The sequence below is a fragment of the Paraburkholderia sacchari genome (assembly GCF_000785435.2).
GTDB classification, from domain to species: Bacteria; Pseudomonadota; Gammaproteobacteria; order Burkholderiales; family Burkholderiaceae; genus Paraburkholderia; species Paraburkholderia sacchari.
In genome coordinates this window covers 152,713-170,093 of record NZ_JTDB02000009.1, presented here as the reverse complement: position 1 = coordinate 170,093, position 17,381 = coordinate 152,713, and the positions used below count along the sequence as shown (strand labels likewise).

Annotated in this window: 14 protein-coding genes; 6 read left to right on the top strand and 8 right to left on the bottom strand. The window is 64.6% G+C overall.

Going from position 1 to position 17,381, the window contains the following annotated elements; translation table 11 throughout:
• Positions 1 to 32 precede the first annotated feature (32 nt).
• Genes NH14_RS26720 through fdnG form a run of 3 tightly spaced genes read right to left on the bottom strand, consistent with a single transcriptional unit; the run spans position 33 to position 4,662 of the window.
• Entirely contained in the window at positions 33 to 659 is a 627-nt protein-coding gene (locus NH14_RS26720) for a formate dehydrogenase subunit gamma (RefSeq protein WP_035529703.1), read from the bottom strand.
• Complete coding sequence (gene fdxH / locus NH14_RS26715) at positions 646 to 1,581, bottom strand: formate dehydrogenase subunit beta (protein WP_035529705.1); 936 nt, start codon at positions 1,579 to 1,581, stop codon at positions 646 to 648. The genes NH14_RS26720 and fdxH overlap by 14 nt, the downstream gene beginning before the upstream one ends.
• Positions 1,582 to 1,590: 9 nt before the next feature.
• Positions 1,591 to 4,662 carry a formate dehydrogenase-N subunit alpha gene (fdnG, locus tag NH14_RS26710; RefSeq protein WP_084225679.1) on the bottom strand — a complete coding sequence of 1,024 codons (3,072 nt, stop codon included), beginning with the start codon at positions 4,660 to 4,662 and terminating at the stop codon, positions 1,591 to 1,593.
• 232 nt (positions 4,663 to 4,894) lie between these two features.
• Between fdnG and NH14_RS26705 the strand changes: the two genes are divergently transcribed.
• Both NH14_RS26705 and NH14_RS26700 read left to right on the top strand, forming a co-directional pair.
• Positions 4,895 to 6,352, top strand: a complete 1,458-nt coding sequence (locus tag NH14_RS26705; protein WP_035529711.1) for a YihY/virulence factor BrkB family protein — start codon at positions 4,895 to 4,897, stop codon at positions 6,350 to 6,352.
• Between the two features lie 354 nt (positions 6,353 to 6,706).
• Complete coding sequence (locus NH14_RS26700) at positions 6,707 to 7,882, top strand: porin (protein ID WP_035529712.1); 1,176 nt, start codon at positions 6,707 to 6,709, stop codon at positions 7,880 to 7,882.
• A gap of 242 nt (positions 7,883 to 8,124) precedes the next feature.
• Here NH14_RS26700 and NH14_RS26695 read toward each other — a convergent pair whose 3' ends face one another.
• Positions 8,125 to 9,024: a LysR substrate-binding domain-containing protein gene (locus NH14_RS26695; RefSeq protein ID WP_035529714.1), complete on the bottom strand. Its 900-nt coding sequence runs from the start codon at positions 9,022 to 9,024 to the stop codon at positions 8,125 to 8,127.
• 252 nt (positions 9,025 to 9,276) lie between these two features.
• Positions 9,277 to 9,723, bottom strand: a complete 447-nt coding sequence (locus tag NH14_RS26690; RefSeq protein WP_035529715.1) for an HU family DNA-binding protein — start codon at positions 9,721 to 9,723, stop codon at positions 9,277 to 9,279.
• A gap of 461 nt (positions 9,724 to 10,184) precedes the next feature.
• Here NH14_RS26690 and NH14_RS26685 point away from each other — a divergent pair, with 461 nt between their 5' ends.
• The 3 genes from NH14_RS26685 (at position 10,185) to NH14_RS26675 (ending at position 13,192) form a co-directional block, all read left to right on the top strand.
• Positions 10,185 to 10,877: a DJ-1/PfpI family protein gene (locus NH14_RS26685; protein WP_035529716.1), complete on the top strand. Its 693-nt coding sequence runs from the start codon at positions 10,185 to 10,187 to the stop codon at positions 10,875 to 10,877.
• A gap of 225 nt (positions 10,878 to 11,102) precedes the next feature.
• Complete coding sequence (locus NH14_RS26680; protein ID WP_035529717.1) at positions 11,103 to 11,444, top strand: DUF4148 domain-containing protein; 342 nt, start codon at positions 11,103 to 11,105, stop codon at positions 11,442 to 11,444.
• A 251-nt stretch (positions 11,445 to 11,695) separates the two neighbouring features.
• Positions 11,696 to 13,192, top strand: coding sequence for a DASS family sodium-coupled anion symporter (locus tag NH14_RS26675; RefSeq protein WP_035529719.1), 1,497 nt, complete (start codon positions 11,696 to 11,698; stop codon positions 13,190 to 13,192).
• A gap of 28 nt (positions 13,193 to 13,220) precedes the next feature.
• On the opposite strand, the gene NH14_RS26670 is transcribed toward NH14_RS26675, so the two are convergent.
• On the bottom strand, positions 13,221 to 14,393 hold the full coding sequence (locus NH14_RS26670; RefSeq protein WP_035529720.1) for a 4-hydroxybenzoate 3-monooxygenase: 1,173 nt from the start codon (positions 14,391 to 14,393) through the stop codon (positions 13,221 to 13,223).
• Between the two features lie 261 nt (positions 14,394 to 14,654).
• On the opposite strand from NH14_RS26670, the gene NH14_RS26665 reads away from it, so the two are divergent.
• Positions 14,655 to 15,668 (top strand): glycosyltransferase family 2 protein, encoded by a 1,014-nt coding sequence (locus tag NH14_RS26665; protein WP_084225680.1) that lies wholly within the window; start codon positions 14,655 to 14,657, stop codon positions 15,666 to 15,668.
• Positions 15,669 to 15,679: 11 nt separating this feature from the next.
• Here the strand turns inward: NH14_RS26665 and NH14_RS26660 are convergent, their stop codons facing one another.
• Both NH14_RS26660 and NH14_RS26655 read right to left on the bottom strand, forming a co-directional pair.
• Positions 15,680 to 16,513, bottom strand: coding sequence for a class II glutamine amidotransferase (locus tag NH14_RS26660; protein WP_035529724.1), 834 nt, complete (start codon positions 16,511 to 16,513; stop codon positions 15,680 to 15,682).
• 77 nt (positions 16,514 to 16,590) lie between these two features.
• A complete protein-coding gene (locus NH14_RS26655) occupies positions 16,591 to 17,268 on the bottom strand; it encodes a MarC family protein (RefSeq protein WP_035529950.1) in 678 nt (225 codons plus the stop codon).
• Positions 17,269 to 17,381 lie beyond the last annotated feature (113 nt).

Here is a 17,381-nt window from a genome sequence, read left to right as displayed (position 1 = left end):
GGGCGGGCGGCTTGTGCAGGACCGCGCGCCTGCTACTTTATGTTCTCGCGGAACCAGCGCGGATGATGCTTTCTCGCCCAGCCCCAGGTCACGTATCCGCGCGTCATGGCGCGAATCGAGCCCTTCACCCACAGCGCCGCGTAAATATGCACGACGATGCCCACGATCAGCGCAAACGCCGCGCCCGCATGAGCGACCGCAGCCCAGCGGATCAGCGTGACGGGAAAGTACAGTGAGAAGTAGCGCCGCCAGATCACGATGCCGCTCAGCAGCAGCAGCACGAGACAAACCACCATCACAAAGAATAGCAGCTTCTGTCCCGCATTGTAGCGGCCGACTTCGGGCAGCTTGTCTTCACGGTTGTTCAGCACATCGCCCATCTGCCTGACCCATTGCCAGTCGTTCGCATCCAGATAGTTGTGATGCCAGAAGCGCAGCGCGAGCAGCATGAACGAGATGAACATCACCACGCCCACGAACGGATGCAGGATGCGCGTCCATTGCCCGCCGCCGAACAGCGCGGAAAGCCAGAACATCGACGGGTGGAACATCGCCAGCCCCGAGAGTGCGAGCAGCACGAAGGTGATCGCGGTAATCCAGTGGTTGGTGCGCTCATTGGCCGTATAACGCTGGATCCGTTGCGGTTCATCGTTTTTCATCGCCGCGCTCCTCGGGTTCGCCACGCATGCGCCGCGCCTCGTCGCGCGCGGCCTGCTCGTCTTCGTCATTCACCTCGTTCGGCCCCACCCGCGTGTAGTGGAAGAAGCCCGCTACCGCCGCGAGCGCGATGCCCGCGAGCGCGAGAGGCTTGGCCACGCCCTTCCACAGCCGCACGAGCGGGCTGATACGCGGATTGTCGGGCAAGCCGTGATACAGCGAGGGCTGGTCCGCGTGATGCAGCACGTACATCACGTGCGTGCCGCCCACGCCTGGCGGGTCATAGAGCCCGGCTTTGTCGAAGCCGCGCTCCTTGAGGTCGACGATGCGCTCCGCCGCGTGCTGCTTCATGTCCTCTTTGGTGCCGAACACGATCGCACCGGTCGGGCAGGTCTTCACGCATGCGGGTTCCTGCCCCACCGCCACGCGGTCGGAGCATAGCGTGCATTTATAGACGCGATGATCCTTCTTCGAAAGGCGCGGGATATTGAACGGACAGCCCGTGATGCAATAGCCGCAGCCGATGCAGTTTTCCTCATGAAAATCCACGATGCCGTTCGTGTATTGCACGATCGCGCCCGGCGACGGACACGCCTTGAGGCAGCCCGGGTCCTCGCAATGCATGCAGCCGTCTTTGCGGATCAGCCATTCGAGGTTGCCGTTCGGGTTCTCGTATTCCGTAAAGCGCATCACGGTCCACGAGTGCTCGGTGAGATCGCGCGGGTTGTCGTAGACGCCCGCGTTGATGCCCACCTCGTCGCGCAAGTCATTCCATTCCATGCACGCGGTCTGGCACGCTTTGCAGCCAATGCACTTCGTGACGTCGATGAGTTTCGCGACCGCGCCCGTGGACGGCTCGCGCACGCCGGGCGGCGGCGTGGTGGTGGCCGACTGGCGCTTGATATCGAGCGATTGCAATGCCATGTCGTCCCCCTACGCCTTTTCCACTTTCACGAGGAACGACTTGAACTCGGGCGTCTGCGAATTGCCGTCGCCGACGGGCGGCGTGAGCGTATTCGTCAGATAGCCGGGTTTGGTCAGTCCCGTGAAGCCCCAGTGCAGCGGCACGCCCACGTGATGCACCTTCCTGCCGTCGATGGTGAGCGCCTTGATGCGCTTCGTTACCACCGCCACGGCAATCAGGTAGCCGCGATTGCTCGACACCTTCACGCGTCCGCCGTCGACCACGCCCACTTCCTTCGCCAGCTCTTCGCCAATCTCGACGAACTGCTGCGGCTGAATAATGGCGTTCAGGCGCGCATGCTTGGTCCAGAAGTGGAAGTGCTCGGTGAGCCGGTAGGTGGTGGCGACGTGCGGGAACGATTGCGCCGTCGAGAACGTCTTGCGGTCGTCCGGGAACACGCGCGCTGCCGGATTGCTCGTAGCCTGCGGGTTATTGGGGTGGAACGGGTTATAGCCGAGCGGGTTCTCGAATGGTTCGTAGTGCTCGGGAAACGGCCCTTCGTTCATGCCGTCGCGCGCGAAGAAGCGCGCGACGCCTTCGGGGTTCATGATGAACGGCCCCATGCCGAGATCGGGCGACTCGTCGATCTTGTAGTCGGGCACGTCCGCGCCGGTCCATGCGCTGCCGTTCCAGCCGATCAGCTTGCGCGTGGGATCGAACGGCTTGCCGGCCGCATCGCACGAAGCCCGGTTGTACAGCACGCGGCGGTTCGCTGGCCAGGCCCAGGCCCAGTTCAGCGTCTGGCCGATGCCGGTGGGGTCGGCGTTGTCGCGCCGGCCCATCTGGTTGCCCGCCTGGGTCCACGCACCGCAGAAGATCCAGCAGCCGCTTGCGGTGGTGCCGTCGTCCTTGAGCTGCGCGAAGCCCGAAAGCTGCTCGCCCTTCTTCACGAGCACCTTGGTGGCGTCCTTCGGGTCGGTCTGGTCGGCGAGCGCGCGGCCGTTGTACTCCTTTGCGAGTTCCTCGGGCGTGGGGCTCTCCGGGTCCGAGTACGGCCAGTCGAGCTTCACGATCGGATCGGGCAGCTTGCCGCCATCCTTCTGGTACGCCGCGCGAATGCGCAGGAACAGCCCCGACATGATCTCGAGATCGCTCTTCGCCTCGGCCGGCGGTTCCGCTCCCTTCCAGTGCCATTGCAGCACCCGGCTCGAACTCACGAGTGAGCCGTTTTCCTCTGCGAAACAGGTCGTGGGCAGGCGGAACACCTCCGTCTGAATCGAGCCGCTATCGACATCGTTGTAATCTCCCACCTTCTTCCAGAACTCGGAAGTCTCGGTCGCGAGCGGATCCATGATCACGAGCCACTTGAGCTTGCCGAGCGCGGCCAGCGTTTTCGCCTTGTTCGGCGCGGACGCGATCACGTTGAAGCCCTGGCAGATATATCCGTTGACCTTGCCCTGGTTCATCAGCTCGATGGTCTGCATCAGGTCGTAGGGCTTGTCGAGCTTGGGCAGCCAGTCGTAGCCCCAGTTGTTCTCCTTCGTGGCCGCGTCACCCCACCACGACTTCATGAAGCTCACGAAAAACGCGTTATAGCGCTGCCAGTAGCTGAGCTGGTTCGGCCGCAGCGGTTGCAGCGCGCGTTGCTTGATGTAGTCGTCGTAGCTCTGCTCAGCCTCGTTGGGCAGGGTCATGTAGCCGGTGAGCAGATTCGACATCAGCCCGAGGTCGGTGAGCCCCTGGATGTTCGAGTGGCCGCGCAGCGCATTCATGCCGCCGCCCGCGATGCCGATGTTGCCGAGTAGCAACTGCACCATTGCGCCGGTGCGGATCATCTGCGAGCCGATCGAGTGATGGGTCCAGCCGAGCGCATACATGATGGTGCCAGCACGTCCCGGCTCGGCCGTGGTCGCCAGCATTTCGCACACCTTGAGGAATTTCTCCTTCGGCGTGCCGCAGACCTTCTCCACCATCTCGGGCGTGTAGCGCGAGTAATGCTGCTTGAGCAACTGATAGACGCAGCGCGAATTCTGCAGCGTGGCATCGGTCTTCACGAAGCCGTCTTCGCCGATCTCGTAGTCCCACGACGATTTGTCAGGGTACGCGTGTTTTTGCGTGTCGTAGCCCGAGTAAATGCCGTCGTTGAACGCGAAGTCCTCGCGCACGATGAACGAGAAGTCCGTGTAGTTCTTCACGTATTCGTGCTGGATCTTGTCGTTCGCGAGCAGCCAGTTGATCACGCCGCCAAGGAACGCGATGTCCGTGCCGGTGCGAATCGGCGCGTAATAATCGGCGACCGATGCCGTGCGCGTGAAGCGTGGGTCCACCACGATGAGCCGCGCCTTGCGGTGCGCCTTGGCCTCCGTGACCCACTTGAAGCCGCATGGGTGCGCCTCGGCCGCGTTGCCGCCCATCACGAGAATCACGTCCGCATTGCGAATATCGACCCAATGGTTCGTCATCGCACCACGGCCAAACGTCGGGGCAAGACCTGCCACCGTCGGGCCGTGTCAGACACGCGCCTGGTTGTCGAATGCGAGCAGGCCCATCGAGCGGGCCACCTTATGCGTGAGATACCCGACTTCGTTGCTGCCCGCGGAGGCGGCCAGCATGCCGGTGGTCAGCCAGCGGTTGACGGTCTTCCCATCCGCGGTCTTCTCGACGAAATTCGCGTCGCGATCTTCCTTGAGCAACTTCGCGATGCGGTCGAGCGCCTCGTCCCACGAAATGCGCTTCCACTCGTTCGAGCCCGCCGCCCGGTACTCGGGATACTGGAGCCGGCTCGGGCTGTGAATGAAGTCGATCAGGCTCGCGCCCTTCGGGCACAGCGTGCCGCGATTGACCGGGTGATCGGGATCGCCCTCGATATGGATGATGCTCGCGGTGGCGTTCTTCGCACCATCGCCAAGACCGTACATGAGGATCCCGCAGCCCACCGAGCAATACGGGCAGGTGTTGCGGGTTTCAGTGGTGCGCGCCAGTTTGTATTGTCGGACTTCGGCAAGCGCATTGTCGGGCGCGAAACCCATCAATGCGAGGCTGGAACCCGCCAGCGACGTTGCCGTGACCTTGAGGAACTGGCGCCGGGACATTTGCAGCATGGTGTGCGTCCTCGGCATTGTGATTGCGGGTTTTTTCAGTATAAGACGTTTCCAAAGATAGATACTGTCTAGTGTCCAGACGGCGCCAAGTTCAAGAACCAGGCTTGCTATATTTCCGATATTTCCGCAAGGTTCAACTCATTCGTATGAATCCCGGCGCGGCCATTGCGCCCGCGCCGGGCACAATGCCGGCAATATGAAACCACCCACGCCGGAATCCAGGACGTTCGAAATGGCAACTCTCTTATCGGAGCGGCTCGGCTCCGCCGCACGCAAGGAAGCCTCCTGGGTCGTGAGCGCGTGCCGGCAATTCATCGCCGACCGCTGCCCGTCGCTGGCCGCGAGCATCGCGTTTTATTCGGCGTTCTCGCTCGCGCCCACACTCGTCATGGTGATCGCGGTGGCCGGCTGGTTCTTTGGCGCCGACGCGGCGCGCGGCGAGCTGTTCCGCCAGGTGCACAACGTGCTGGGCAACGATGCCGCCGCGGGCGTCAGCACCATCGTCGAGAACGCGCACCGCGCGGGCGGCACAGGCAGCATCGCGGCCATGATTTCGCTCGCGATGCTCGCGGTCGGCGCGTCCGCAACGTTTGCGTCGCTCAACTCGGCACTCAATATTGTCTGGCCGGCAACCGGCCTTCGCACCTCCTCGGTGCTTGCGCTCGTACGCGTGCGGCTGATCTCGTTCGGCCTCGTGCTCGGCGTCGCCATCCTGCTGTTCGTCTCGGTCGTGCTGGATACGGTCATCACCTTCGTCGGCCGCTGGATCTGGGGCGAAACCTCTTTTGTGATCATAGGAAACCTGCTGCAACTGACGGTCGGGCTGCTCGTGCTCGCCTTTGCATTCGCCGCGCTGCTGCGCTTCCTGCCCGACGCCGTGGTGCGCTGGCGCGACGCCATGGTGGGCGGCATCGTGGCGGCCGTGCTGTTTTCGGTGGGCAAGAAACTTTTCGCGCTCTATCTGGCGCATGCGGGCATGGCCACGGCGTTCGGTGCGGCGGGCTCGCTGGCCGTGCTGTTGATGTGGCTGTACTTCTCTGCGGCGGTGTTGCTGCTGGGCGCCGAATTCTCAGCCGCGCGCGCACGCCTGCACGATCCGCGCGGTGCATGGGGTTTCCTCGCGGAAACACCGCCCGGCAGCCGCGCCAAGCTCGCCTCCGTACTCGCCGCTTCCACGATTGCCCCCATGCGCGAAACCGCAACGGGCGGCCGGCCGGTCCATGCGGTTCCGATCGGAAACACGGACACCGTTGCCAACCCGCAAGCCGGCCGGGACGCCGCTCATGGCGCAAGCGCCGCCGATGCGCCGCGGCAGGCGATCGGCCAGGTGCGCGCCGAGGGCGGCGCGTTCGCTCGGGGCGCGCTCACCCGGCGCAGCGCCGGCAGCCTGCAAATCCGCCGCTCTCAAGAAAACTCCGGGCTGCCCCAAGTTTTCTTGCCCCCCCTCGGCGGGCCTGACGCGAAGCGGCAGGTCTGGGGGCGCTCAGTAGTCAACATGGAGAAAAGCGCCACCGAGGCCGCCGCCCGTACCCTCTTGCGGGCGGGCCGCACGGTGGCCGCCACCAACCGCTATGTCCAGCGCCACCCCTGGCGCTCGGTGGCGTTCGTCGCGAGCGCCGCGCTTGCCGTGACGGCCGCGGCAGGCCGCCGCCGCGCCGCCGCGCCGGATTCACACAACCCGGGCGATTAGCCCTCGGTCCGACACCCGGCCACTCGCGCCGACATAGCCTGATTCGAAATACTGAGCAACCGGTGACCGCGTTCGGTTGCTCCGTATTTACCCTTATATTCCTCCTCCCCCCCTGTTGCACATTTCGCGACTCGTATCGAAAACCGCAATAGTGCCGCGTCGGCATCGTTTCCTTGCGAATCTGGAAGAATCCGTTAGAGCCCCGTATTACAAGGCATTTTGCGGATGTGTCAGCTTTTCGCGACAGTCATTTTTTTTCAGTTCTGGAGAATTGCGCCCCTGCGTTATTCTCCGTTCCGCAATGGCACGAACTAATTCAAGCAACAACTAAATTATTTGCGTGGAGAAAACCGGATGAAACGAATCGCCCTCTCGACCCTCTCGCTGGCCATCCTGGCCGTCTCGGGCGCAGCACATGCGCAGAGCAGCGTGACCCTGTATGGCGTGATCGACGAGTCGATCCAGTGGGTTGGCCACTCGAATGTCCAGAACAAGAACCTGGTCGGCCTGTACGCCGGCAATATTTCGGGCAACCGTTTCGGCCTGAAGGGCACGGAAGACCTCGGTGGCGGCCTGAAGGCAATTTTCCAATTGGAAAACGGCTTTGACGTCAACAACGGCAAGCTGGGCCAAGGCGGCCTCATGTTCGGTCGTCAAGCTTTCGTCGGCCTGACGTCTGACCAATACGGTACGGTCACGCTGGGCCGCCAGTACGACCCGCTGGTCGACATGGTTCAGCCCCTGACGGCCGACAACTACTTCGGCAGCACGTTCACGACGCCGGGTGACGTTGACAACAACGACAACAGCTCGCGTACGAACAACGCCATCAAGTACGTGTCGCCGGTTTTCAGCGGCTTCCAGTTTGAAGGCATGTATGCACTGGGCGGCGTCGCAGGTGCGACGGGCTCGGGTCAAAGCTGGGGTGCGGCTGCTACGTACGGCATCGGTGGCTTCAACGTTGCTGCTGGCTACTTCCGCATGGACAACTCGTCGAACCCGGCAGACCGCCTCAGGTCTGTCGCGAATGGCGGCGGCGGCTGGGCGGCGAACGCTACGTCGGGCGCCATGTTCGACAGCGAGATCAATTTCGCATACGCTTCGGCCAAGTCGATCAACAACGCTTCGGTCGCTGCGCAATACGTCACGGGTCCGTTCACGTTCGGCGCACGTTACGCCAACGTCCAGTACAAGTCGGACGGCTACTCGCTGTTCCAGTCGAGCCAGCGCTACAACGTTGCAGCCGGCTACTTCGGCTACCAGGTGAACCCGGCCCTGCTGCTCGGCCTGGGCTACACCTACACGCACGGTGCGGGCAACGCGTCGAACACCTACAACCAGGTTTCGCTGGGCGCGGACTACAACCTGTCGAAGCGCACCGACCTGTACGCATTGGCGGCTTACCAGCACGCCAACGGCACGCAGTCGGGCACCGGCGGCGCGGCCAACGCATCGGTCGGTTCGTACGGCTACAACTCGAATTCGAGCTCGCAAGAGATCGTCAGCCTGGGCATCCGCCACAAGTTCTAATCGGCATGAGCCGGGCTTACGCCCGGCCAGGCGAAGAGACCATGCAGCGGCTAAAAGCTGCACGCTACACAAGCCAGCCTTCGGTGCAAGCCAAGGCTGGCTTTTTCATTGGCAGCGCGTTTTAGCACCAAAGATCGACGCGCTCGAAAAGCCGGCCGCACTCAACGTACGGTTCTCGCAGCGCGCCGTCAACACACCATCGGCGCAGCTTCAGTGCGCGTCAGAGCCCCGTCGGAGCACGCTCAGCGCAGCCTTGCTAGCGCCGCACTTGCATGACGCAAGAACGCCTCCGCCAGCGGCGCCGCGTCCCGCTGCGCGTATCGCGCCACATTGAGCGGCACCTCCAGTTCCGGCACGAAGCGCTTCACCACCACGCGCGCGCTTGCTCCCGCCGCCGTGAGCGGGTCGACGAGCGCAATGCCCATTCCCGCCTCCACCAGCGTCACGAGCGCCTGCGCGAGATCCGCTTCCACGCCAGTCAGACGCGTTACGCCACACTCCGAGAACAGGCGGTCGATGCGCAGACGCGCATGCGTTCCCGCCGCATAGGAAACGAAGTGCTCACCCTCGCAGTCGGCGGCGCCAATCGCGCGCTTGCGCGCGAGGCGGTGGCCGCGCGGCACCATGCAGCGCATCGGCCATTGCCCGAGACGCTCGAGACGCACCGCGCGCGGCGCCGCTTCCTCGCCAACGAACGCCAGGTCGCAGCGCTCCGCCGCCACGCGTTCGAGCGCGAGCGCGGGTTCGAGCGTGAGCAGCGTGACATCCACGCCCGCATGCTCCTGTGCGAACGCCGCGCTCACGCGCGGCAGAAAGTCGGGGCCGAGTTCGGGCGCGCCTGCCACGCACAACACGCCGCGACGCTGCTCGCGGATTTGCGCGGCGGCCTGCACGACACGCTCGAGCCCACTGAACGCACGCTCGACTTCCGCATGCAGAGCATGCGCCTCGCCCGTCGGCAAGAGCCGCCCGCGTGCACGCTCGAACAACGCGAAACCTACGCTCGCCTCGAAGTCGGCAACGAGGCGGCTCACCGCAGGCTGCGAAACGCCGAGCGCGTGCGCTGCACGCGTGACCGTGCGCCACTGCATCAAGGCGCGAAACGCTTCAACCTGGCGAATACTGAGTTCGGAAGCTGGCATAACATCAGTGCATGCTATTTTCTTGGACAGGTCATACGGCATTAATGCTGCGGAATCACGGCTTGCCGAGATCCGCTTTTTACGCAGCATTATGCTCGACACCCATGTATAACATCAGAACATGCCTGGCGCACAGCGTGCCGCAATGCCATTTTCCACGCACAAATAAAAATCCCCGTGGGCAAGATGCCAACGGGGATTCTCTGGGTACTCTCGCGTGCCGCAGCCAACAAAGGCCACGGCATGAAGCCTTTAGGCCGCTGCTGCGTCCTTCAGCTTCTTCAGCGCGCGCGCCTTGATGCGCACGGTTGCCGGCTTGGCCGGGAACCAGCGCTCTTCACCCGTGAACGGGTCCTTGCCAAAGCGCTTCTTCTTCGCCGGAACGGCCTGAACGACGATCTTCAGAAGACCCGACAGCGTGAACTCGCCGGCGCCCTTCTTGTGGACCGAACCCAGGATCGTGTCTTCCAGCGCAGCGAGCACGGCCTTCGTGGCCTTCGGCTCGACGCCAGCACGCTCAGCAACGTGAGCAGCCAGCGAGGCCTTCGTGAAGGTGTCCTTGATCGGCGACGGTGCGCCGGACGCCTTCACGGCGACCTTCTTAGCTGCGGCCGTCTTGGTGGCGGGCGCTTTCTTTGCGGCAACCTTCTTGGCCGGGGCAGCTGCCTTTTTGGCCACTTTCTTTGCGGAAGTCGGCATGTTTCTCCTACCAGTGTTGGTCAGTGAATCGACGAAGCACAGCGGAATGCAGATGCTTCAACGGCGGATTCTACAAGCGCGCAAGCGTTTTGCGTGACTCTTTTGCATTGTAGATGCAAATTTGTTGCGCGACGCTGACTGCCGAATGCATTTCGATACTTGTTTTCAGGGGTAAACGTGCACCGGCTCGCCCCGCAAGAGCGCGGTTCGCGCTATCGCGACGCGTGCGCGATGCGGCGAAACCGCCACACGTATGGCGGTTTTTGGCAACAACGGCCCCTTCGCGCTACCTCGAAACGAATTGCGGCAGCGGACAAGTGCGCACATTCGAGCGTCGCGGCTGGCAGCTTTTGCGTGCTTTTTGGCGCTCCTGCACAGGCCCGCATGCGTAGAGTGACGATGAACGCGCCGTCGCCGGCACGGCGCGCGTTTCACTCCACCTTCATTTCGAGGCATTCTTCATGGCGCTCAAGATCGGCTTTTTGCTATTCCCCAAGGTACAGCCACTCGACCTCTGCGGACCGTACGACGTACTGGCATCGATGCCGGACACGCGAGTGCGGCTCATCTGGAAAACGCGGGAGCCGGTCATGTCGGCGACCGGCATGCTGCTCACGCCCGACACTGTGTTCGACGACTGCCCGCCGCTCGACGTGATCTGCGTGCCGGGCGGCAGCGGCGTGGCCGCGCTGATGGAAGACGATGCCACGCTCGCATTCCTGCGCCACCACGCGCGCAAGGCGCGCTACGTCACGTCGGTCTGCACCGGCTCGCTCGTGCTCGGCGCCGCCGGTCTCCTGCACGGGCGCCGCGCCACCACGCACTGGGCCTTCCACTCGCTGCTCGAACCGCTCGGCGCGATCGCGGTAAAAGAGCGCGTGGTGCGCGACGGCAACCTCATCACCGGCGGCGGCATCACGGCAGGCATCGATTTCGCGCTCACGCTCGCGGCGGAACTGGTCGGCGAGGAAGCCGCGCAGGCGCTCCAGCTCGAACTCGAATATGCGCCAGCGCCGCCGTTCGATGCGGGTCGCCCGGAAAGCGCGCCGCGCGCCGTGGTGGAACGCGTGCGCGCGCAAAGCGCGGCTACGCTCGAGCAGCGCACGCGCATCGTCGAGCGCGTGGCGGCAAAACATCGGGACACCCGCGCGTGAGCGCACCGGCATCGGTCCGTTGATCTGTTGCGCGATATCTGTTGCGCGAGACGAGAACCAGGGTCGCACTTGCTACCGTCGTTTGCAAGGATCGTATACATTCGAACTGGGGCTGCCGTTCAACCGGCGTACCCACAAAAGCGCGGCATCCGCCGCGCTGTTTTTCGCAATCCTTGCATTACAAACCCTGAATCCAGCGGTAAAAATCAATCAAGAGGGGTATTCATGCAGTCCACCATCAGCAAGCTGACTCTCGCCGCGGCCGCCGCCGCATTCCTGCTGGGCGTCGCCGCGCCCGCTTTCTCCCAGGACGCCAGCGCGCCCGCGGCCACCGCACAAAGCGCCGCGCCGGCTTCGCAACCGCTCACCAAGGCCGAAAAACGCAAGCAGGCGCGCGCGCAACACAAGGCCGAACGCAAAGCGGCGCGCGAGAAAAACAACGCCGAACTGAAGCAACTCGAAGACGCAGGCTACAAGCCCGCCAACAACGACCCGAACTATCCGACGAATCTCCAGAACGCGCAGAAGAAAGCCGCGGCGGCAGCGGCGGCGAGCGCGAGCCAATAAACCGCTTCCTCTCTCCAGTCTTTTTTGCGCATGCGGGGACCGGCGCCCATCCGGTCCCCGCCATCGTCCGCCGCTCTCCTCGCTTCACGTTCCTCGCTTCACGTTCCTCGCTTCACGTTCCTCGCTTCACGTCCCTCGCTTCACGTCCCCTGCTTCAGCGCTCCCCGGATACCTCCAGCGCACCTCCGACGCACGCCATGCCCCGATATGGGACGATCCCGCTCGTCCCTGGTCGAGATGGAACCCACCTCATGAACGCACCGAAACCGGAGGCGGGCGCGACGCTCGCGCTCAAGAAACCGGGCCTGCCCATCGGCTTGATCGCGGGCGCTGTCGCGCTCGTCGTCGTGTTGCTGCTGCCGTTGCCCGCTAGCCTGCCCGTAGCGGGTCAACGCATGCTCGCCATTCTCGCCTTCGCCGTGGTCGTGTGGCTCACCGAAGCCGTTTCCTACGAAGCGAGCGCCATTATCATCACCTCGTTGATGGCGTTTCTCGTCGGCACCGCGCCCACCGTGAGCGACCCCTCGCAGCTCTACGGCACCTCGAAAGCCATCAGCATGGCGCTAGCGGGTTTTTCGAATTCCGCGCTCGCGCTCGTCGCGGGCGCACTCTTCATTTCGGCGGCCATGACCGTCACCGGCCTCGACAAGCGCATCGCGCTCGTCACGCTCTCGCTCATCGGCACCACCACGCGGCGCATCCTGATCGGCGCGATCGCCGTGACCATCGTGCTCTCGCTCGTCGTGCCGAGCGCCACAGCGCGCAGCGCCTGCGTGGTGCCGATCATGGTCGGCGTGATCTCCGCGTTCGGCGTGGACAAGCGCTCGAACATCGCGGCGGGCATCATGATCGTGGTCGCGCACGCCACCAGCATCTGGAACGTCGGCATCCAGACGGCAGCCGCGCAAAACCTGCTCACCGTGGGCTTCATGGACAAGATGCTCGGCGCGCGCGTGACCTGGCTCGACTGGCTGATCGCGGGCGCGCCCTGGGCGATCGTCATGTCGGCCATCCTGCTCGTGCTGGTGCTGAGGATGCTGCCGCCCGAGACCGACGCCATCGCGGGCGGCAAGGAAGCCGTGGAAAAGTCGCTGCGCGAGCTCGGTCCCATGACCGGCCCGCAAAAACGCCTGCTGGGCGTCTCCATCGGCCTGCTGTGCTTCTGGGCCACCGAAGGCAAGCTGCACCCCTTCGACACCACCTCGGTCACCTACGTGGGCCTCGTGCTGCTATTGCTGCCGCGCTTTGGCGTGATGGACTGGAAAACAGTGCAAAGCCGCATTCCCTGGGGCACGGTGATCGTGTTCGGCGTGGGCATCAGCCTCGGCACCGCGCTGCTCACCACCAAGGCGGGCCAGTGGCTCGGCGACGTCGTCGCGCATCATACGGGCCTCGACAGCGCCGGGCCGTTCACGGCCTTCGCGGTGCTCGCCGCGTTCCTTGTGGTGATTCACCTTGGCTTTGCGAGCGCGACCGCGCTCACCTCGGCCATGCTGCCGATCCTGATCGCGGTGCTGCAATCGATGTCGGGCGACTTCAACCGGCTCGGCGTGACCATGCTGCTCGGCTACACCGTAAGCTTCGGCTTCATCCTGCCGATCAACGCGCCGCAAAACATGGTGTGCCTCGCCACCGAGACCTTCACCGCGAAACAGTTCGCGCGGGTCGGCATCGTGCTGACCGTGGTGGGCTATCTGCTGTTGCTGCTGTTTGCCGCCACATGGTGGCGCTGGCTCGGCTGGATCTGAACGCGCCGGTGACGGCGCGCCGAACACGCTAGACCGCCACCGCGCCCACGTAGTTTTCCGCCATCGCGGTCGCCGCCGCGCGCGAGGTGGTGACGTGCTCCAGCTCCGCCACCTGGAGGCGCTGCTCGAACGGCGAGGCGTCGTCGAGACGGTGCATCATGCGCGTCATCCAGTACGAGAAGTGCTCGGCGCGCCAGATGCGGCGCAGCGCGGTCTCGCTGTACGCATCGAGCAGATCGGTGCGGCCTTCCTTGTAGAACGCCACCAGCGCGGCAGTCAGCACGCGCACGTCGGCGACAGCCAAGTTGAGGCCCTTCGCGCCCGTGGGCGGCACGATGTGCGCCGCGTCGCCCGCGAGAAAGAGGCGCCCATGCTGCATCGTGGTCGATACGAAGCTGCGCATGCCGACGATGTTCTTCTGGAAGATCTTGCCCTCGACCACCTGATGGCCTTCGTCCGAATCGACGCGCGCGTGCAGCTCGGCCCAGATGCGGTCGTCGGACCAGTTTTCGACGGTGTCGTTGGGATCGCACTGGAAATACATGCGCTGCACGTTCGGCGAACGCGTGCTGACCAGCGCGAAGCCGCGTTCGTGGCGCGCATAGATCAGCTCGTCGGACGAAGGCGGCGCCTCCACGAGAATGCCGAACCAGCCGAACGGGAACACGCGTTCGTAATCGTTGCGCAAGGCCACCGGAATGGCCGCGCGCGAGACGCCCTGCGAGCCGTCGCAGCCGATCACGTAATCGCAATGCAACGTGTGCTGCTCGCCCTCATGCTCGAAGCAAATCGAGGGCGATGCCGTTTCGATGCCGTGAATCGACGTATTCGAGACGTTGAAGAACAGCTTGCCGCCGGCGGCCACGCGCGCCGCGACGAGGTCCTTGAGCACCTCGTGCTGGGCGTAGACCGTGATCGCCTTGCCGGTGAGCGCGGTGAGGTCGATGCGGCGGCGCTTGCCGTCGAACGCCAGCTCGAAGCCGTGATGCAGCGCGCCCTCGGCTTGCATGCGCGAGCCCACGCCGGCCTCGACGAGCGTATCCATGGTGCCTTGTTCGAGCACGCCGGCGCGGATCGTCGATTCGATCTGATCGCGGTCGCGCCTTTCGAGCACGACCGAGTCGATGCCGCGCAGATGAAGCAGATGGGAAAGCAGCAGGCCCGCGGGCCCCGCGCCGATGATGCCAACTTGAGTGCGCATGAATGTCTCCTGTGTGTTGATTTTGCGCAAGTTTGGCGGCTGCGAGCGATATCGCGCAACGCGATATCGTGAATATGAATTATCTCGATTACGGATAGCGGGCCGACTCTCATCCAGCTGCGCATTCATGCGGCGGCGCAGCGTAACCGCCGCCCCGGTTAGCCGGACATGTGCACGCCTGGCGGCATCGGCGTATGCTCGAACACATGCCCGCAGAGCAATCTGCACTCTGGCCGCCGGCTCGCCGCCGCCCGAAACGCGATGAACGCTTCCCCTCCACCCGCTGGTTCCGAACCCGGCTCCAGGCCCGTCTCCGCAGCCGACGCAAGCTCCGGGGCCGCCGCCAAACCCGGCCCGCGCGTCACCGTGATCGTGCTCACGCGCAACCACGTGCGCCAGATCGTCGACACCGTGGCGCGGCTCACCGCCCTGCCCGAGCATCCGCATGTGATCGTGGCCGACAACGGCTCCAGCGACTCCACCGTGAGCCTGCTCGCTTCGCTGTTTCCGCAGGTGCGTATCGTCCAGACGCTCGGCGATCACGGCGTGGCAGGCTTTAACCGCGCCTTCGCGCTCGCGCGCACCGACTATGTGGCGTGCTGCGACGACAGCACCTGGTTCGCGCCCGGCGCGCTCGCGCAAGCGGTGCAGCGGCTCGACGACCATCCGAACGTGGCAGTGCTCAATGCGCGCGTGGTCGGCGAGGACGAGCGCGAAATCCATCCGGCGTGCCTCATGCTCAACGCGACCTCGCCTGGCGGCGAGGGTCTGCCCGGCCCGGCGCTCGCAGGCTTCATGGCGGGGGCGTGCATCTTCCGCACGAGCGTGTTGCGCGCGCTTGGCGGCTACGAAGAGCGGCTCTCGCACGGCGGCGCGGAAGAACTGGCCGCGCTCGACGTGTTGAGTGCGGGTCATGCGATCGTGTATTGCGAGGCGGCGCTCGCGCATCGCGAGCCGCTATGCCGCTGGTTCACGCGCGCGCAGCACTGCGCGCTCGCGCGCAATTCGGCGTGGGTGGCATGGATGCGTCTGCCGCTGCGCGACGCGCTGGCCGCCACGGGCCACGCACTCGTCGTGTTCGCGCGCCAGCAATCGCTCGGCCCGGCCGGCTTCGCGTTGCTGCGCGGCGCGTTCTGGGCCTTGCGGCGGCGCCGCGTCGCGCCCGCGCACGTCGTGCTGCTCACGCGCCAGGTGCGGCGCGCCGAGCGCCACGTGCGCGCCGGCATTCCCGCCATGGCCGAAAAATACGATCAGTCCGGCCAGCGTGCGTGGTAGATCGCGGCAATTCAGGGCATAACCGGCACGAAGTCGCGATATTCGACTTGCGCGCCACGCACCACGATCGCGGTGGACTCGGGCACCTCGGCCCACACTTCCGGTAAATCGCCAAGCGGCTCGGACACGAGCAGATAGGCGTCCTCGCCCGCGGCCGCGATGCGCGGGTCGTCGGGATAGAGTTCGCGCAGGTGCTTGAACGAAGTGGTGTGAAAGAGCGAGCGCGACTTGCGCTCGCTGGAGTAGCGCACGGCCACGAGCTGCTCGCCGTCGCTCGCGCAAACCGTCATGTTGAGCGCCGGCTCGATGCCGTGCTTTTTCGCGGTGGCCTCCACGAAGCCCACCATGCGCTCGAGCGCCGGCACCGGATCGACTTCGAGCCCGAAGGTCATCGCCAGATAGAACATCGCTTCGGAATCGGTCGAGCCTTCGATGGCGCTGAAGCGCCCCGGCTCGACCGCCACCAGCAATTCGCGGCGCACGAGCGGAAAGCTCTGGATCAGCCCGTTGTGCACGAACATCCAGCGCCGGTGCCGGAACGGGTGGCAGTTGGTCTCCTGCACGGGCGTATGGGTGGCAGCGCGCACGTGCGCGATGAACATCGGCGCGTGCACCGCGCGCGCGATTTCGCGCAGGTTGCGGTCGTTCCAGGCCGGTTGCACGCTGCGATAGCGATACGGAATGTCGTGCGGATGCTGATACCAGCCGACCCCGAAGCCGTCGCCGTTGGTGGTGGTCGCGCCGAGCTTCGAATGCAGGCTCTGGTCGATCAGCGAATGGCGCGCATGAAACAGCACGGTTTCGAGCGGCACAGCGTTACCGGTATAGGCAAGCCAGCGGCACATGGTGACCTCCACTTTCAACGACTCGATGAACGACCCGGCGTGGTGTGGCGGCACGCAGGACCCCGTGCGCCCCGGTTTTAAATAGTCGCGTGCCCGCCCAGCAGCGGCACGAGAAAGCCGCTCAAGCCGGTGAGAATAATCTGCACGCCGATGCACAATAGCAGGAACGACGAAATGCGCATGGCCACGCGCGTGCCCTCCGCGCCCAGATAAAACGCGAGGCGCGCGGCGCGGCTGTAGACGTAATAGATCACCAGCACCACGAGCAGCGAGATCACTATCGAGGCAATGCCCGAGAGCAGAAATGCCGACAGCTTGTGCGTACGGTTCGCGTTGAGCGCAATGGCCGTGGCAATCGAGCCGGGGCCCGTGGTGAGCGGAATCGTGAGCGGAAAGAAAGCTTTGCTGGCCGCCGACGCGGCGCTGAGCGGCTTGACCGGATGATCGGCCACGGACGGCTCGGGTTCGGGCGCATTGAGCATCTGCCAGCCGCTCACGGCCACCGCGAGGCCGCCGCCGATACGCAGCGCCTCCATCGAAATGCCGAAGAAATGCAGGATGGGCGTGCCTACGAAAAACGCCGCCAGCAGCACAAAGCCCGCATTGGTGGCGACGCGCTTGGCGAGCAAACGCCGTTCCTCGTCGCTGAGCGAGGCCGTGCGGTCGAGAAAAACAAAGGCGATGCCGATGGGGTTGATGATGCTGATCAGTCCGGTGAAACCGAACAGAATGTCTGAAATCAGGCTCTCGATCATGTAGGCGATCCGGTGAACGCAGCGGGCCCAAATGGCGCCGCCGCCGGCAGCGAGAAGTGTAACCGCAGCGGCGCAGACCGTGCCGGCGGCATGCCGGCCCGCACGCGCAAATG

Coding starts and splice junctions, on each gene's coding strand:
- NH14_RS26680 (WP_035529717.1), top strand. CDS start 11,103: ATGCAGTCCACCATCAGCAAGCTGACTCTCGCCGCGGCCGCCGCCGCA.
- NH14_RS26670 (WP_035529720.1), bottom strand. CDS start 14,393: ATGCGCACTCAAGTTGGCATCATCGGCGCGGGGCCCGCGGGCCTGCTG.
- NH14_RS26700 (WP_035529712.1), top strand. CDS start 6,707: ATGAAACGAATCGCCCTCTCGACCCTCTCGCTGGCCATCCTGGCCGTC.
- NH14_RS26720 (WP_035529703.1), bottom strand. CDS start 659: ATGAAAAACGATGAACCGCAACGGATCCAGCGTTATACGGCCAATGAG.
- NH14_RS26690 (WP_035529715.1), bottom strand. CDS start 9,723: ATGCCGACTTCCGCAAAGAAAGTGGCCAAAAAGGCAGCTGCCCCGGCC.
- NH14_RS26665 (WP_084225680.1), top strand. CDS start 14,655: ATGAACGCTTCCCCTCCACCCGCTGGTTCCGAACCCGGCTCCAGGCCC.
- NH14_RS26660 (WP_035529724.1), bottom strand. CDS start 16,513: ATGTGCCGCTGGCTTGCCTATACCGGTAACGCTGTGCCGCTCGAAACC.
- NH14_RS26695 (WP_035529714.1), bottom strand. CDS start 9,024: ATGCCAGCTTCCGAACTCAGTATTCGCCAGGTTGAAGCGTTTCGCGCC.
- NH14_RS26685 (WP_035529716.1), top strand. CDS start 10,185: ATGGCGCTCAAGATCGGCTTTTTGCTATTCCCCAAGGTACAGCCACTC.
- NH14_RS26655 (WP_035529950.1), bottom strand. CDS start 17,268: ATGATCGAGAGCCTGATTTCAGACATTCTGTTCGGTTTCACCGGACTG.
- fdxH (WP_035529705.1), bottom strand. CDS start 1,581: ATGGCATTGCAATCGCTCGATATCAAGCGCCAGTCGGCCACCACCACG.
- NH14_RS26705 (WP_035529711.1), top strand. CDS start 4,895: ATGGCAACTCTCTTATCGGAGCGGCTCGGCTCCGCCGCACGCAAGGAA.
- NH14_RS26675 (WP_035529719.1), top strand. CDS start 11,696: ATGAACGCACCGAAACCGGAGGCGGGCGCGACGCTCGCGCTCAAGAAA.